12 protein-coding genes are annotated in these 15,484 nt (G+C 70.6%); 4 read left to right on the forward strand and 8 right to left on the reverse strand.

The features are described 5' to 3' along the window. Positions 1–473: 473 nt before the first annotated feature. Both CSC64_RS12865 and CSC64_RS12870 read right to left on the reverse strand, forming a co-directional pair. A complete protein-coding gene (locus tag CSC64_RS12865; RefSeq protein WP_162435732.1) occupies positions 474–2,201 on the reverse strand; it encodes a M28 family metallopeptidase in 1,728 nt (575 codons plus the stop codon). A 51-nt stretch (positions 2,202–2,252) separates the two neighbouring features. After that, the gene (locus tag CSC64_RS12870) at positions 2,253–2,921 is read right to left on the reverse strand and encodes a DUF4097 family beta strand repeat-containing protein (RefSeq protein ID WP_162435733.1); all 669 of its coding nucleotides are present in this window, start codon (positions 2,919–2,921) and stop codon (positions 2,253–2,255) included. Positions 2,922–3,114: 193 nt separating this feature from the next. On the opposite strand from CSC64_RS12870, the gene CSC64_RS12875 reads away from it, so the two are divergent. Then, the gene (locus CSC64_RS12875; protein ID WP_425501730.1) at positions 3,115–4,338 is read left to right on the forward strand and encodes a murein hydrolase activator EnvC family protein; all 1,224 of its coding nucleotides are present in this window, start codon (positions 3,115–3,117) and stop codon (positions 4,336–4,338) included. Positions 4,339–4,442: 104 nt separating this feature from the next. After that, positions 4,443–5,975, forward strand: a complete 1,533-nt coding sequence (locus CSC64_RS12880; RefSeq protein WP_238390041.1) for a S41 family peptidase — start codon at positions 4,443–4,445, stop codon at positions 5,973–5,975. On the opposite strand, the gene CSC64_RS12885 is transcribed toward CSC64_RS12880, so the two are convergent. After that, positions 5,969–6,661 (reverse strand): rhomboid family intramembrane serine protease, encoded by a 693-nt coding sequence (locus CSC64_RS12885; protein WP_162435735.1) that lies wholly within the window; start codon positions 6,659–6,661, stop codon positions 5,969–5,971. The genes CSC64_RS12880 and CSC64_RS12885 overlap by 7 nt on opposite strands. A 225-nt stretch (positions 6,662–6,886) precedes the next feature. Here CSC64_RS12885 and CSC64_RS12890 point away from each other — a divergent pair, with 225 nt between their 5' ends. After that, a complete protein-coding gene (locus CSC64_RS12890) occupies positions 6,887–8,272 on the forward strand; it encodes an OmpP1/FadL family transporter (protein ID WP_162435736.1) in 1,386 nt (461 codons plus the stop codon). A gap of 57 nt (positions 8,273–8,329) precedes the next feature. Here the strand turns inward: CSC64_RS12890 and CSC64_RS12895 are convergent, their stop codons facing one another. The 4 genes from CSC64_RS12895 to ttcA all read right to left on the reverse strand — a co-directional run bounded on the left by CSC64_RS12895 (position 8,330) and on the right by ttcA (position 12,461). After that, positions 8,330–9,436 carry an SMP-30/gluconolactonase/LRE family protein gene (locus CSC64_RS12895; RefSeq protein ID WP_162435737.1) on the reverse strand — a complete coding sequence of 369 codons (1,107 nt, stop codon included), beginning with the start codon at positions 9,434–9,436 and terminating at the stop codon, positions 8,330–8,332. Positions 9,437–9,653: 217 nt separating this feature from the next. Beyond that, positions 9,654–10,439: a YgjP family zinc-dependent metalloprotease gene (locus CSC64_RS12900; protein ID WP_162435738.1), complete on the reverse strand. Its 786-nt coding sequence runs from the start codon at positions 10,437–10,439 to the stop codon at positions 9,654–9,656. A 33-nt stretch (positions 10,440–10,472) separates the two neighbouring features. Next, positions 10,473–11,378 carry a recombination-associated protein RdgC gene (locus CSC64_RS12905; RefSeq protein WP_162435739.1) on the reverse strand — a complete coding sequence of 302 codons (906 nt, stop codon included), beginning with the start codon at positions 11,376–11,378 and terminating at the stop codon, positions 10,473–10,475. Between the two features lie 129 nt (positions 11,379–11,507). After that, positions 11,508–12,461, reverse strand: a complete 954-nt coding sequence (gene ttcA / locus CSC64_RS12910; RefSeq protein WP_162435740.1) for a tRNA 2-thiocytidine(32) synthetase TtcA — start codon at positions 12,459–12,461, stop codon at positions 11,508–11,510. 88 nt (positions 12,462–12,549) lie between these two features. Here ttcA and CSC64_RS12915 point away from each other — a divergent pair, with 88 nt between their 5' ends. Beyond that, positions 12,550–12,753, forward strand: coding sequence for a YdcH family protein (locus tag CSC64_RS12915; RefSeq protein WP_162435741.1), 204 nt, complete (start codon positions 12,550–12,552; stop codon positions 12,751–12,753). A 62-nt stretch (positions 12,754–12,815) separates the two neighbouring features. Here CSC64_RS12915 and plsB read toward each other — a convergent pair. Further along, positions 12,816–15,484, reverse strand: a 2,669-nt coding sequence (plsB, locus tag CSC64_RS12920; protein ID WP_425501731.1) for a glycerol-3-phosphate 1-O-acyltransferase PlsB, incomplete at its 5' end; no start/stop codon positions are given.

Consider the following 15,484-nt stretch of genomic DNA (forward strand, 5'->3'; position numbering starts at 1 on the left):
CCGGCCTCGGCCTCACGCAGGAAGCCGATGATCTGCTCTTCGGAAAAGCGCTTCTTCACGTCCAATCTCCTCGCTTTGGGGAATTGGACTCCAGTTCGCCGTGCTACTCAAAACCGGGGGGACGTCGCCGCCAGGCTGGAGATTCGCTGATCCGGCAACGCAGCCGGGGCAACCCGGCGGTTGTAGGAGCCCACTTCAGGGGGCGACCCGATGACGTTGGTCGAAGCTGCGTTCAACGCGCCTCTTCAGGTGGGTCGCGTTGAGCGGCGCAAGTTCCAGCGGTGTCGGGTCGCCCCCTGAAGTGGGCTCCTACAGGAAGCGGTTGCCTGCGCGGGCTTCGGGAGTACGGCCGGGACGAGCGCGCCAGGGCGTGGCGTCCGGAGGAGCACCAAAAGGAAGGGCCGGTTCCCGCCGAGGGAACCGGCCCTTCTGCCTGCAAAGCGCGGGCCTTGGATCGGCCCGCGACAGTTACGTCACTTGCCTGCTTCGTCCGTCACCGGCGCCTTGCCGTCCATCATCTGGTCGCGCGCGGCCTTGAAGGCGTTGCCGTCGTACCAGTTCGGCCAGGTGCCGCCGGCAGCCAGGTCCTTGCCCACGCCGTACAGCGCCTGCAGGTCCTCGATCACGCCGTCGTAGCGCCAGCCTTCGTGGATCTCGTCGCTGGGCTGGTGGTAGCGCCTGGCGTACTCGGCGCCGGCGGCCTTGCCGGCTTCCTTGCCGCCTTCGCGCAGGTCGTCGCCGCCCTTGGCGTACAGCGCCGGCACGCCGGCCTTGGCGAAGTTGAAATGGTCGCTGCGGAAATAGAAACCGCCGGCCGGGTTGCCTTCCTGCTCCAGCACGCGGTCCTGCTGGTCGGCATGCACCTTGAGCAGGTCTTCCAGCTCCGAGTTGCCCTTGCCGACGACGACGAAGTCGCGCGAGCGGCCGGCCACGCTCATCGCGTCCAGATTGACCACGCCGGCGATCTTGTCCAGCGGGAAGGTCGGGTGGGCGACGTAGTACTTGGAACCCAGCAGGCCCGATTCCTCCAGCGTCACCGCCAGGAACACGACCGAACGCTCCGGTTTCTGCTCCTGGCCTGCGAATGCCTCGGCGATCTCCAGGATGCCGGCCACGCCGGTGGCGTTGTCGACGGCGCCGTTGTAGATCTGGTCGCCTTCGCCCTCATGCTTGCCCAGGTGGTCCCAGTGGGCCATGTACAGCACGGCCTCGTCGGCACGGGAAGTGCCCGGCAGCACGCCGATCACGTTGCGCGAGGTCTTGTTGGCGGTGGTGCTGGCCAGCTCCAGCGACAGCGTGGCGTTGAGCGGCACCGGCTTGAAGCCCGGCTTGACCGCCTGCCTGTACGCATCGTCCAGGTCGATGCCGGCGCCGGCGAACAGCGTGCGCGCGGCGTCGGCGGTGAGCCAGCCCTGCACCGGCAGGCGCGGATCCGGATCGTCGGCCGCCGGCAGGTCGTACTGCGGGCCGGACCAGGAGTTCTTCACCACGTCCCAGCCGTAGGCGGCGCCGGCATCGTCATGCACGATCAGCGCGGCGGCGGCGCCCCTGCGGGCGGCCTCTTCGAACTTGTAGGTCCAGCGGCCGTAGTAGGTCATCCGCTTGCCGTCGAACAGCTTCTCGTCGCCGGCGTGGAACCCGGGGTCGTTGACGAACATGACCACGGTCTTGCCGGTCCAGTCCTGGTCGCCGTAGTCGTTCCAGCCGCGCTCCGGCGCACTCACGCCGTAACCGACGAACACCACCGGGCTGTCCTTGATGCTGACCTGGGCCTGGCCGGTGCGCGTGCCCACGACCATGTCGGTGCCGAAAGCCAGCTCGACCGGCTTGCCGTCGATGGCCAGGACCAGTTTCGTCGACGGGTCGGCGGTGGTCTCCACCATCGGCACGTCCTGGAAGTAGCTGTCGCCGCTGCCCGGCTGCAGGCCGATGCGCTGCATCTGCGCGCGGATGTACTCGATCGTGCGCTCCTCGCCGGCCGAGCCGGGCGCGCGGCCTTCGAATTCGTCCGAGGCCAGGGTCCGGGCCAGTTCGGTGAAGTCGCCGGCGTCGATCGCCGGCTGGAAGGCGTGGTCGCTCGCGGGCAGCGCGGGCGTTTCGGCGGCGGCCGGCGCCGTGGCCGGGGTGGGGGTGTCGGCCTGCTTGCAGCCGGCCAGCGCCAGGGCGCCGGCGGCAAGGCCGATCAGGACTTTGCGGGACATCGGGCCTCCAGAGGAACAGCGGAACCCCGATTCTAGCCAAGCCGCGCCGGTTCAGTCCTGCGGCGCGGTCTCGGTATCGAACACCACCGCCTCGGCCCCGGTGACCGGGCCGGTGCGAGCGCTGCGGTGCACGTACAGGGTCACCTCGCGCTCGAATTTCAGCGGCCCTTCGACCACCGCGTCCGGGCCAACCACCACCCGCGGCTTGCGCTTCTTGCCGGTGTTGAACCAGCCGTGGGAGCGTTCGATGGTGATGCCGCCGCCCACCCTGGAGCCCACCCCGACGGTGATGTCGCCGTTGACCGTCTCGATGCCGCCGCGCAGCTCGGTGCGGACCAGGCCGATGGCGCCGTTGACCGTTTCGACGTCGCCGCCGACCTTGCCGCCCTGGTCGACGAACACGCTGCCGTTGACCGTCTCGATGTCCTTGGCGACCTGCACGTTGCGGCCCAGCCGGATCGAGCCGTTCACCGTCTCCAGGCTGCCGACGCTGGCGCCGTCGCCGACGGTGATGCTGCCGTTGACCGTGCTCGCCTCGCGGACCTGGGCACCCTCGCCGATGCGCACGGCGCCATTGACGGTGTCCAGGTCGCCGTAGCTGGTGCCGGCGGTGGCTTCGATGCTGCCATTGACCTTGCTGATGTCGTTTCCGGCCAGCGCCGGCAGTGGGCATGCCAGGGCGAAGGCGAAGGCGAGGCTGGACAGGATGCGCGCGATCATGGTCGTTGCCTGTATTGCGGGAACCGGGACAGCATACGACCACCCTTGGCTACAATCCGCCACTGTCTGAAGTCACTGGGCTGGATTCATGGGAGTGCCGGGCGTGCGCCATCGCCGCGAGCTGGGCCGGTCCTGGCCATTTTCCGCCCGTTGGTGCACGGGTGCGGGCCGGCTGGGCGCGCTGCCCGCGCTGGTGCTGGGCCTGGTTCTGGCCTCGGGTATTGCTGCTGCTGCGTACGCCCAGGCCCCGTCGCAGAAGGCCACCGAGCAGCAACTGCGCCAGGCGCGCGGCGAACTGCAGCAGATCGCCCGCGAACGCCGCCGCCTGGAGGGCCAGCGCGGCGATGCCGCCCAGCGCCTGCGCAGCGCCGACGAGCAGCTCGGCCGCTCCAGCCGCGAACTGGCCGAGACCGAAGCGGCGCTGCAGCGTGAAGCCGAGGCGCTGGCCGCGCTGCAGCGGCAGCGCGGGCAGATGCAGCGCGACCTGGGTCAGCGCCGGGAGCGCCTGGCCGCGCTGCTGCGCAGCGCCTACATGACCGGCGCGCAGGCACCGCTGAAACTGCTGCTGGCTCAGGACCGCGTCGCCGATGCCCAGCGGGCGCTGGCCTACTACCGCTATGCCCAGCGCGAGCAGGTGCGCCAGGTGAGCGAACTCTCCACCGCCCTAGAAGCGCTCGCCGCGACCGAAATGGAGATCACCACCCGCACCGCGCAGTTGCTGGCACTGAAGGAAGAACAGCAGCAGAAGCAGGCGGCGCTCAAGCGCGCCCGTGGCGAGCGCGCCAGCGTGGTGGCCGAACTGGATGCCCGCTACCAGGACCGGCAGGCGCGGGAGAAGGCGCTGGGCCAGGACGTGAAGTCGCTGGAGCGGCTGCTGGCCAACCTGCGCGCGGCCGCGGCCCGCGCCGAGGCCGAACGCCGCGCCGCGGCCGCGCGCGCCGCGCAGGAGCGCAAGGAGCAGACGAACTCCGGTCGCACACCCGCGACACCGGCCAAGGTACCGCCGCGGGTGGCCAGCGCCGCGCCTGCGCCGAAGGTCGGCGGCCTGGGCTGGCCGGCCAGCGGCGACCTGCTCGCCCGCTACGGCGGCAAGCTGCCCGATGGGCGTACCAGCGCCGGCGTGCTGATCGGCGCGGCCAACGGCAGCCAGGTCAGCGCCGTGGCCGACGGCACCGTGGTGTTCTCCGAATGGATGACCGGCTACGGCCTGATCCTGATCATCGACCACGGCAACGGCTACATGAGCCTGTACGCGCACAACGAATCGCTGCTGCGCGACGCCGGCGACCGCGTGCGCCGCGGCGAGGCGGTGGCCAGGGTGGGCAGTTCCGGTGGCCACGGCCGGCCGGCGCTGTACTTCGAACTGCGCCGCAACGGACAGCCGGTGGACCCGGCGACCTGGCTGCAGCGGCGCTGAACCGGTCGCGCGCCGGCGCGTGTGCCAGGTGAAGTCCAGGCGGGATCGGGGCGGGGTTGCCGCATAATCCGGCCATGCGCGCCTGGCGCATCCCGGAGTCCTGCATGCGCCGCACGTCCCTGCTCCTGCCGACGTCGACCCCGTCGAAGTCGATCCTGCTGAAATCGGCCCTGCTGCTGGTCCTGTGGCCGGCATTGCCCGCCGTCGCCGAGCAGCCGCAACCGCAGGAGCCGGCCAGCCGGGCCAGTGAAGTGCCCGCCGCGCCCGCTGGCAGCGGGAAAACCGCTGCGGACCCTGCACCTGGCCAGGCTGCGCCCGCACCGGATGCACCTGCCGCGTCCGACGCAACCGACGCACCGGTCCCGGCCGGCGACGACCCCGACGCAACCGACGCGCGCGCGGCGGCCACTTCGCGCGTGCCGCTGGCCGAGATCCAGCGCTACGTCGCCGTGTACAACGCCATTCGCGATGCTTACGTCGACCCGGTCGAGGACCGCGAGCTGATGCAGTCGGCGATCCAGGGCCTGCTGCTGGACCTGGATCCGCACAGTGCCTACCTGGACAAGGACGCGGCCGAATCCTTCGACGAACAGACCAGCGGTGCCTACGATGGCATCGGCGTGGAGCTGCTGCAGCAGCAGGACGGCACGCTCAAGGTCATCGCGCCGATCGACGACACCCCGGCGGCGCGCGCGGGCATCCTCGCCGGCGACACCATCATCGCCATCGACGGCAAGCCGATCGCCCAGGTCGAGGGCATGGAACCGCTGCGCGGCGCGCCGGGCAGCAAGGTCACCATCACCCTGGTGCGCGAGGGTCGCGACAAGCCGTTCGACCTGGCCGTGCAGCGCGAGACCATCAAGCTCACCAGCGTGCGCAGCCGCATGCTCGAGCCGGGATACGGCTACGTGCGCATCAGCACCTTCCAGGCCGACACCGGCGCCGATTTCCAGAAGCACGTGGACCAGCTGCAGGCCAAGGCCGGTGGCAAGCTGCGCGGCCTGGTGCTGGACCTGCGCAGCAATCCCGGCGGCCTGCTCACCGCGGCGGTGCAGGTGGCCGACGACCTGCTCGAGCGCGGCGGCATCGTCAGTACCCGCGGCCGCATTCCGATCAGCGACACCCGCTTCGACGCCACCCCGGGCGACCGCCTCAAGGGTGCGCCGGTGGTGGTGCTGGTGGACGCCGGTTCGGCCAGCGCCTCGGAGGTCCTGGCCGGCGCGCTGCGCGACAACGACCGCGCGCGCGTGGTCGGCAGCCGCACCTTCGGCAAGGGCTCGGTGCAGACCGTGCTGCCGCTGGACAACGGCGATTCGGTGAAGCTCACCACCGCGCGCTACTACACGCCCAGCGGCCGCTCGATCCAGGCCAGCGGCATCGTGCCGGATACCGAGCTCAAGCCCGACCCGGCGCTGCTGCCGGAGGCCGTGGATGTTCCCGCGAGCCTGGCGGAGATGAGCGAGGCGAAGCTGCCGGGCCACCTGCGCGGCGACGAGGAGGGCGCCGAGGGCTATACGCCCGGCCAGCCCCTGCCGGGCGACAAGCCGGTGGCCGCCGCGCTGGTGGAACTGAAGAAGCTGGCCGGCGGCGCGCCCGTGGCGGCTTCGGGCGCGGCCGATCCGCGCCCGGCTCAGTAGCCGCGCTGGCGGCGCAGGCGCCGGGCGATCCCGGCGCGCACCGCCAGTGCGAACACCACCCCGAACAGGAAGCCGGCCACGTGCGCGGCCCAGGCCACCGCGCCGAAGGCCGGGCCGATGTAGGCGAACACCACCTGCAGCGCCGCCCAGATCCCGATCAGCAGGAAGGCCGGGGCGCGCACGAATTCCAGGAACAGCCCCAGCGGCAGCACCACCCCCAGTCGCGCCCCCGGGAACAGCGCCAGGTAGGCGCCGATCACCGCCGACACCGCGCCGCTGGCGCCGATCACCACCCGGTCGGGATTGCCGATGGTCAGCACCGCGGCCAGGTTGGCCACCGCCCCGCCGAGCAGGAACAGCAGCAGGAACCGCCACGGCCCCATCGCCCGCTCGGCGGGCAGGCCGAAGATCAGCAGGAACACCAGGTTGCCGAGCAGGTGGGCCCAGTCGGCATGCAGGAACAGAGCGGTGAACAGCCGCAGCACACTGCCGTCCTGCAGTGCCGCCAGCCAGGCCCCGCCGCCGCCCAGGCCGCGGCCCAGCGCGCCCCAGGCCAGCCACAGGCTTTGCCGGGCCTCGTCCGGGCGACCCAGCGACCACAGGAACGCCAGCCACAGCGCCGCGAACAGCAGCGGCGTGGCCCAGCGCGGGCCAGCCTTCCGGCGTGAGGGCAGGGGCACGAACATGCCCCCACTATCGCCCAGGCGGGGTGGGCGCGTCAGCGGGCCTGGGGCTGGCCGCGCCGGTGCCATGACTTTCGTCGTTATTGTCCTGTTAAACGCAAGGGGTATACTCCAATACGGCGTCGTATGTCGGGAGGGGACTCGACGGAGGCGGGCGGCTCCCGGGAGGGGAGGGCCCGCGGGCGCTGGTGCCATTCCAACCCCTTCATCCAGAAGAGAAAACGACACATGCATTCCGCCCAGATCCTCACCCGTATTTCCGTGCTGGCACTCGGCATCGCCGGCGTGCTGGCCTGCGGCCAGGCCCATGCCGCCGCGTTCCAGCTCAAGGAAAACAGCGTCAAGGCCCAGGGCCGTGCCATGGCCGGCGCCGCTTCGGCCAAGGGCGACGCCTCGGTCGTGGTCAACAACCCGGCGCTGATGTCGACCTTCGACCGCACCACGGTCCAGGGCGACGTCACCGCGATCGACCTGTCCTTCGAATTCGAGGGCAGCGGTTACGCCGCGTCCGGTACCCCCCTGCAGCAGCCGCTGACCGGCGGCAATGGCGGCGACGCCGGCGGCGTGTCCCCGGTGCCGGCGATGTCCTTCATCCTGCCGCTGGAAGGCGGCTTCGAGTACCTGACCCTGGGCGCCATGGTCAGCGCGCCGTTCGGCCTGAAGACCGAGTACGACGATGGCTGGCAGGGCCGCTACCACGCGCTCAACTCGGACGTGCAGATCATCGACCTGACCCTGGCCGCTTCGCTCGAGCTGGGCCCGCATTTCTCCGCCGGCCTGGGCGCGGTGATCGAGCACTCCGACGTCACCCTGTCCAACGCGATCGACTTCGGCTCGGCCCTGTGCGCCAACCCGGCCACCCAGGCGCTGTGCTTCATGCCCAACCCGATCACCGGTCCGTTCGGCCCGCAGAAGAACGACGGCGAAGTGAGCGTCAACGGCACCGACACCAGCCTCGGCTTCATTGCCGGCCTGAGCTGGCGCCCGACCGACAGCGTGTCGATCGGCTACGCCTACCGTTCCGAGGTCGACCACGAGCTGAGCGGCGAGGCCGACTTCACCGTGCCGCCGAACGTGGCCACGATCCTGGCTTCCACCGGGCAGTACGTCGACACCGGCGCGATGGCGAAGCTGACCACCCCGGCCGTGCACACCCTGAGCGCGACCTGGCTGGCCACCGACCGCTTCGCGCTGATGGCCGAGGCTTCGCACACCGGCTGGAGCTCGCTGCAGGAGATCCGCATCCAGTTCGACAACCCGGCCCAGGCCGATTCGGCCGAGGACTACAGCTGGGGCGACAGCTGGTTCTACAGCGTCGGCGGCGAGTACCTGCTCAACGACGCGTTCACCCTGCGCGCCGGCGTGGCCCGCGACGACTCCCCGGTCAGCTACCCGCACCGCACTCCGCGCATGCCCGACCAGGACCGCATGTGGTACGCCGTGGGCCTGACCTGGAACGCCACCGAGAACTTCTCGCTCGATGCCAGCTACGCGTACATCGACCTGGTCGACACGCCGGAGATCGACATCCTGTCCTCGAGCCGTTCGCGCCTGACCGGCTCCTACGACGGCGGCGCCAACCTGTTCGGCGTCTCGGCGCAGTACCGCTTCTGAGCCGCGAGTCACAGGTATGCAACGAAAGAGCCCCGCTTCGGCGGGGCTTTTTTTTCGTCAGTACGGCAGGCCGGCCACGTCCAGTTCGATCGACCAGATCGCGCCAGCGCCGGTGAGGTAGAGGGTACGCCGCTGCGGGCCGCCGAAGGCGGCGTTGGTGAGGTTGGCGTCGACCGCGATGGTCGCCAGCGGCTGGCCCTGCGGCGAGACCACCCGCACCCGGCGGCCGGCGTGTTCGGTGAGGTAGATGTTGCCCAGGCAATCGACCGCCAGGCCGTCGGGACCGGCGATGCCGGTGACCAGGTCGCGGTGCCCACCCCGCAGGCTGCCGCTGGCCAGCGGGTAGGCGCGCAGCACGCCGTTCTCCTCGCCGCCGGCAACGTACAGGGTGTTGCCGTCCGGCGACAGGGCGATGCCGTTGGGGTTGTGCAGGCTGTCGTCGACCACGTCCACTCCGCCGTCGGTGCCGATGCGGTAGACGCGGGTCCGGTCCTGGCCACCGGGTGCGGCCGTGCGCTGGTAGTCCGGGTCGGTGAACCAGATGGTGCCGTCTGTGGCGACCACCAGGTCGTTGGGCGAGTTGAACGGCTGCCCGGCGTACTCGCCGCTGATGCGCATGCGCGAACCGTCGGCCAGGTCGAAGCGCGAGATTTCCTTGCGGTCGTGGGTGGCGGCGATCAACGCGCCGTCTTCGCCCAGGGCCAGGCCGTTGCTGCCGCTGGGATCGATCACCGTGTGCACCGTGCCGTCGGCATCGAGGCGGCGGATCTTCGACGGGAAGCCTTCGGCGAAGGTGAAATCGGAGAAGTACAGCGCCTCGCCGTTCCACACCGGGCCTTCGTACAGGCCCTTGCTGCCGTCGCCATCGGCGGCTGCGATGCGGGTGGCGACCAGTTCGCCGCGGGGGGCGGTGCCGGCGCCGGGAATGCAGTACGCCGGAAGGGCGCCGTTGGGGCCGTGGGTGGCGCTGGTGCCGCGTTCGCCGGCGCGGAGTCCGTCGGATCCGGCGCCGGCATCGGCGCTGGTGGCGGCCTGTGCCGCGCTGGTCGCCGCGTCGGCTCCGGCCGCCGCGGGGTCGGCGTCGGGCGCCGTTTCACGCTGGCATCCACCCAGGAGCAGGCTGGACAGGACCAGCGGCAGGACGGCCAGGCTCGAGGTGCGCATGCGCGGGCTCCGGGGAGGACGGCATCATCCTAGCGCGCGCCGCGCGAATGACCCGTGGCCTCCGCGCGGACCGGATCCCGCGCTTTTCCTGTAGGAGCTCCATTCATGGGCGACCCGACGATGCCGGTACGCAGCCGCGTTCAACGCGGGCGATCCGGAGGAGTCGCGTTGAACGCGGCATCTTCCGGCGGGATCGGGTCGCCCATGAATGGAGCTCCTACAGGAGCAGGGTGCGCAGGGTGGACTTGAGGCGGCGGCCTTCGGCGTGGAAATAGTCGCGCTCGGCGCGCCAGGCGGGGAAGCGCGCTTCCACTTCGCACCAGAACGCAGGCGAGTGGTTGGCCTGCAGCAGGTGGCACAGCTCGTGGACCAGCACGTATTCGAACGCCGACGGCCGCGCCAGCACCAGGGCCAGGTCCAGCGCCAGGGTGCCGTCGGGCGCGAGTGAGCCCCATTGCGAGGACATCACCTTCAGCCGCAGCTGGCGCGGTGCGCGCGGCAGGCCGGGCAGGTAGGCCGGCAGCCAGCGGCCGATGTCGGCGCGGGCCTCGGCTTCATAGAACGCGCGCAGCGAACGGCGCAGGGCCGCATCGGTCGCGCGCGCCGGGTGCTGTACGTGGATGCCGGCATCGTCGCGGGCGATGCGGAGGTAGCGGCCTTCGCGCCAGTGCAGCGGCACGCTGGCGCCGCGCAGCGGCAGGTCGCCGGTGACGCCGGGCTGCAGCGGCGCGATGTCGTCGGCCGCCAGCAGGTGGCGCTCCAGCTGGGTGGCCAGCCACTGCCGGTGTTCGTGCAGGAAGCGCTCGCCGGAGACCAGGCTGGCGCGCAGCGGCAGGGTCAGGCGCGCTCCGCGTTCGTCCACGCTGAGCTTGAGCCGGCGCGCGCGCGGGTCGCGCACACGCTGCACGGTGAGGCGGCGGCCGTCGTCCAGTTCCAGTTCCAGCGTGTCGCGCTGCACGCCTTGCGGCGGACGGGCGGTGAGGCGGCGGAACAGCGAAGGCATGGGGCGATTGTAGGCCCGGGAGCCGTGCGCCGGTCAGGCCTCGGCTTTGCTCAGCTTCAGCGAGGATTCCAGCACCAGGAACAGGCGCCGCACTTCGCCGGCGAGCAGGGCGAAGCGTGCGTCCAGTTCGGCGCGCAGGTCCTCGCGCTCGGTGCTTTCCAGCTGGTCGACCGCGCCTTCCAGGAACTTGAGCTTGCGCACCACCAGGTCCTCGCCGAGGACGAAGGACAGGTGGTCGTCCAGGTTCAGCGCCAGCTTCGTCACCTGCTTGCCGGCCTCCAGGTGCTTGGCGATCTCGTCGCTGACCAGCTCCTGGTTCTGCGCCTTGACCACCGCGCCGCCGTCCATCGCGTCCTTCAGCTCGCACTCCTCGCCCAGCGCCAGCCCGTCCGGCAGCGGCTCGCCGGCGATCCAGGCGGTGAGGATGCTGCGCGGCGCGACTTCGGCGTTGGGCGGGATCGCGGGGAAGCTGCCCAGCGCGCGGCGGATTTCCGAAGCCACGGCCTCGGCACTCTTGCGCGAGGAACTGTCCACGGCGAGGAAGCCATGCTCCAGGTCCAGCAGCGCATCGGTGCGCGAGCTCTTCACGAACGCGCGCGGCAGCAGCTCGTGCAGCAGGTCGTCCTTGAGCCGCTTGCGCGCCTTGCCGCCGAGCTTGCGCCCTTCCCTGTCCTCGATCTCGGCGACCTTCTGCGCGAGCAGGTCGTTGACCACCGAACCGGGCAGGATCTTGTTCTCGCTGCCGACCGTGAGCCAGATCGCATCGCCGATGCGGTGCGACAGCGCTTCTTCGCCGCGGCCGAACGGGGAGATGAAGCCGGCCGACGACAACTCCAGCGGGCCGACCGGCTTGAGCGCGGCCTCGGGCAGCAGGGCGTCGAGCTGGGAGAAATCGTGGGTGGTGGGGAAGCGGAAGAAGCTCAGGTTCTTGAAGAACATTCGGGTACTCGGGTAGCGGATTGGTCGTCGTCCCGGCGAATGCCGGGACCCAGCGGCTTTGCTTTCGCGACGCCGGCCGGGACCGCGGCGAAAGTCGCTGGGTCCCGGTATTCGCCGGGACGACGGGGGTCAGGGGATTTCGTCGTCGGTGGAGACGTGGGTGGCGTCGGCGGCCACGTGCGGCTCGCCCGCCAGCCAGGCATGCGCGTCAGCGCGCGCGGCGCCCTCGCGGTGGCCCAGGCCAAGGAAGTCGAACAGGTTCGGATCGGACAGCTGCGAGGGACGGATGTCGCCCAGTGCGCGGGCGATCGTCTCGATCCGCCCGGGCGAGTCGCGCTCCCATTCCTTCATCATCAGCCCGACCTGTTTGCGCTGCAGGTTCTCCTGGCTGCCGCACAGGTTGCAGGGGATGATCGGGAACGCGCGCGCGTCGGCGTAGTCGACGATGTCGGCCTCGCGCACGTAGGCCAGCGGCCGGATCACCACGTGCCTGCCGTCGTCGGAAAGCAGCTTGGGCGGCATGCCGGACAGCTTGGCGTGGTGGAACAGGTTGAGGAAGAACGTGGCCACCAGGTCGTCGCGGTGGTGGCCGAGCGCGATCTTGGTGAAGCCATTGGCTTCGGCGTACGCATACAGCGCGCCGCGGCGCATGCGCGAGCACAACGAGCACATGGTCTTGCCTTCCGGAATCACCCGGCTGACCACCGAATAGGTGTCCTGCTCGATGATGTGGAACGGCACGCCCAGTGCGCGCAGGTAGTCCGGCAGCACGTGCTCCGGGAAGCCGGGCTGCTTCTGGTCCAGGTTGACCGCCACCAGCTCGAACGGCACCGGCGCCTTGCGCTGCAGCTGCAGCAGGATGTCCAGCAGGGTGTAGCTGTCCTTGCCGCCGGACAGGCAGACCATGACCTTGTCGCCGGCCTCGATCATGCCGAAATCCGCAATCGCCTGGCCGACCTGGCGGCGCAGGCGCTTGGCCAGCTTGGCGTGTTCGCGCTGGACCACGCGCGGGTCCGGGCGGCGGGCCGGGTTGCCGGTCGGGTTGCGGGGAGCGGGTTCGGGCAGGGGCAGGACGGCGTTCATCGACGAGCATTCTAGCGGCCGCGCCTGCACGCGGCGTGGCGGATGTGGCAGCCGGAGTGCGGCGCGCGGCGGTGTAAGCTTGGGGCTCGTGGAAACCAACGATCCCAGCGCCGTCGCCGAACGCATCGCCGCCCTGCGCGGCGAGCACCGCGCGCTGGACGAACGCATCCAGCAACTGGCCGCCAATCCGGACGACGATCTGGAAGCCAAGCGCCTGAAGCGGCGCAAGCTGCAGCTCAAGGACTGCATTGCAAAGCTGGAAAGCCTGCTGATCCCCGACGAGCCTGCCTGAAGGCGACCCGGGGGCGGGAGCCGGGCAAGCCCGGCTCTACGGGGGGCAGGCGGCGCGGCGGATCAGTCGGCGGGGGACTGCTCGACCGGTTCGTTGCGGACCGCCTCCGGGCTCACTCGCTCGATCGTATGCCGCAGTTCGCGGCCCAGGATCATCTTCGCGTCCTTGGCCCACGCGTCCAGGCGCTCGTCGAACAGCAGCTTGCTGTTCTGGTCCGGCCACACCAGCTTCATCTCGCGCAGCTTCTGGATGAAGCTGCGGAACAGGCTCTTGTCGAAGAACTCCGGCGCCGATTCGGCGTAGAGCAGGCTCAGCCGCTGCGCGGCCAGCTGGCACAGGCTTTCCAGTTCGGCCGCGCCGAGCGTGCCGGGGCCGTTCTTCACCAGCACCGAGATGGCGATGTAGTAGCGCTCGAACGCCTGCTGCAGGGTGTGGCCGATCGCGCGCAGGCGGAACACCTCGTCGGTCTGGCCCTGGTTGCGCTGCAGGATGCCGCCCTCGTCGTCGTTGACCTGTTGCAGCAGGCCCTCGCGCACGAACACGTCGGCGATCCGGTCCACCCGCGAGGCGAACTCCTCCTCGCTCCACGGCAGGAACAGCTCGGCCTGCAGGAACGGATAGACCGTGCGCCCCAGCCGCACCAGCGTGCGCCGGCTCATGCGCCGGTTCTGCTGGAAGCAGCAGGCGATCCACGATGAGGCGGTGAACAGATGCACCACGTTGTTGCGGAAGTACGACAGCAGCACCGCGTTGTCGTCGTCCACCGTGAGCACGTCGCCCAGCGGATGCGGGATGCGCTGCAGCACGCCGATCTCCTCGCCGTGGGCGACGATCTCGGCGGGCGTGTGCGGGGTGACGGTGAAGCGCTCCGAGTACGGCATCTCGGCCAGCAGGGTCCTGGAAAGCGCGATCTGCGCCAGCAGGTCGGCCTCGCCCATGGCGTGCTTGGGCGTGGACAGGATCGCCAGCGCCAGCAGGTTGATCGGGTTGACGTCGGCGGCGCCGTTGATGTTGACCTGGATGTTCTGGGCCAGCGACTGGACGGTGTCGGCCAGCCACGCCGGCTTCTCGTCCTCGGGCAGCGGCTTGCCGTTCCATTCCGGCGCGTGCTCGGCCAGCACCTGCTTCAGTTCGATCGGCTCGCCGAAGTTCACCACCACCTGGCCGTAGTTGCTGCGCAGCACCTTGGGGATGCCCCACAGCAGCGACCAGATCGATTCCTTCTCCTTGGGCTTGCCCGACAGTTCGTCCAGGTAGCTGTTGCCCTCCATCAGCTTCTCGTAGCCGATGTAGATGGGCTGGAACAGCACCGGCCGGGTGGGCTGGCGCAGGTAGGCGCGCACGGTCATGGCGATCATGCCGCCCTTGGGCTGCAGCAGCCGGCCGGTGCGCGAGCGCCCGCCTTCGACGAAGTACTCCAGCGAGTAGCCGCCGGAGACCAGTTGCGCCACGTACTCGGTGAACACCGCCGAATACAGCGGGTTGCCGCGGAAGCTGCGGCGCATGAAGAACGCGCCGCCCTTGCGCAGGATCGTGCCCACCACCGGCAGGTTGAGGTTGATCCCGGCGGCGATGTGCGGCGGCACGATGCCGCGTTCGTACAGCAGGTACGACAGCAGCAGGTAGTCCATGTGGCTGCGGTGGCAGGGCACGTAGACCACCTCGTGGCCGGGTGCGGCTTCCTTGAGCTTGTCCAGGTGGTGGACCAGCACGCCGCGGTAGATCTTGTTCCACACCGGGGTGAGGACGAAGCTGGCCGAACGCACCACCGGGTGCGAGTAGTCGGCGGCGATCTCCCAGGCGTAGGCGTGGGCTTTCTTCCAGGCCTCGGTCGGCTTGCTGCTGTCGCGCCGGGCCTGGTCGGCGATGGCCTCGCGCACGGTGTCGGCGGCCAGCACCTGGTCCACCAGCAGGCGCCGGGTCGACAGGTCCGGGCCGATGACCGCGGCGCGGATCCGGCGGAAGTGCGCGCGCAGCACGCGCTGCAGCTTGCGCACGGTGCGTTCCGGATCCAGGCCTTCGTCCACGCTGCCGCGCAGCGAGACCGGTTCGGCGAAGCGGACCAGGGTGTCGCGGCCGTTGAGCAGGATCGCCAGCAGCCGGCGGAAGCGGCCCACCAGCGCCCAGTTCTCCGAGAACAGCACCGAGAACCAGCCGCTCTGCCGGTCCGGGGCGCGGCCTACGAAGATCGACACCGGCACCAGGCGCACGTCCAGCGCCGGATCGGCGCGATGGGCCTGCAGCAGCCTGGCCAGCGAATCGGAATGGGTGCGCTTGGCCGGGCGCTGGTCCGGGATCAGCGGGGCGGCATTGCGGCGCGACAGGGCAACGTAGGCGCGCTTGCGCCGGGTCGGGTCGCGCGGCAGCGGCACCAGCGGCGAGGGCAGGCCGGCCTGGCGGCAGGCCTTGTCCAGGATCAGTGCGTTGGACAGGCCGTAGTCCTCGAGCACGTAGCAGACCGGGCGCGGGTCGCTGGTGTGCTCGTCCAGGTCGGCCGGTTCGAGGGTCAGCTTCAGCCAGGGGTCGGCCAGCCAGCCCAGCAGCCGCGACCACAGTGGGCGCCGGGCGGGCGCCGGCGCCGCCTTCCGGGCCGCCGCGTCCGGGGGACACCACGCCGCGGAAGCCGCCCGTCGCCGACGTGAGCGAGCCGGTCGCCTCGGGCAACACGCCCGCGGCGGCCGACATCGCCGCGATCGCCGCGCTGGGCGCCGCGTTCGACCCGGCGCGCAGC

The sequence above is a fragment of the Pseudoxanthomonas koreensis genome, assembly GCF_010093225.1.
Lineage (GTDB): Bacteria > Pseudomonadota > Gammaproteobacteria > Xanthomonadales > Xanthomonadaceae > Pseudoxanthomonas > Pseudoxanthomonas koreensis.

Bases quoted from the DNA above. Each gene is read 5' to 3' on its own strand.
- CSC64_RS12865 (WP_162435732.1), bottom strand. From the start codon at position 2,201: ATGTCCCGCAAAGTCCTGATCGGCCTTGCCGCCGGCGCCCTGGCGCTG.
- CSC64_RS12870 (WP_162435733.1), bottom strand. From the start codon at position 2,921: ATGATCGCGCGCATCCTGTCCAGCCTCGCCTTCGCCTTCGCCCTGGCA.
- CSC64_RS12880 (WP_238390041.1), top strand. From the start codon at position 4,443: ATGCGCCGCACGTCCCTGCTCCTGCCGACGTCGACCCCGTCGAAGTCG.
- CSC64_RS12885 (WP_162435735.1), bottom strand. From the start codon at position 6,661: ATGTTCGTGCCCCTGCCCTCACGCCGGAAGGCTGGCCCGCGCTGGGCC.
- CSC64_RS12890 (WP_162435736.1), top strand. From the start codon at position 6,887: ATGCATTCCGCCCAGATCCTCACCCGTATTTCCGTGCTGGCACTCGGC.
- CSC64_RS12895 (WP_162435737.1), bottom strand. From the start codon at position 9,436: ATGCGCACCTCGAGCCTGGCCGTCCTGCCGCTGGTCCTGTCCAGCCTG.
- CSC64_RS12900 (WP_162435738.1), bottom strand. From the start codon at position 10,439: ATGCCTTCGCTGTTCCGCCGCCTCACCGCCCGTCCGCCGCAAGGCGTG.
- CSC64_RS12905 (WP_162435739.1), bottom strand. From the start codon at position 11,378: ATGTTCTTCAAGAACCTGAGCTTCTTCCGCTTCCCCACCACCCACGAT.
- ttcA (WP_162435740.1), bottom strand. From the start codon at position 12,461: ATGAACGCCGTCCTGCCCCTGCCCGAACCCGCTCCCCGCAACCCGACC.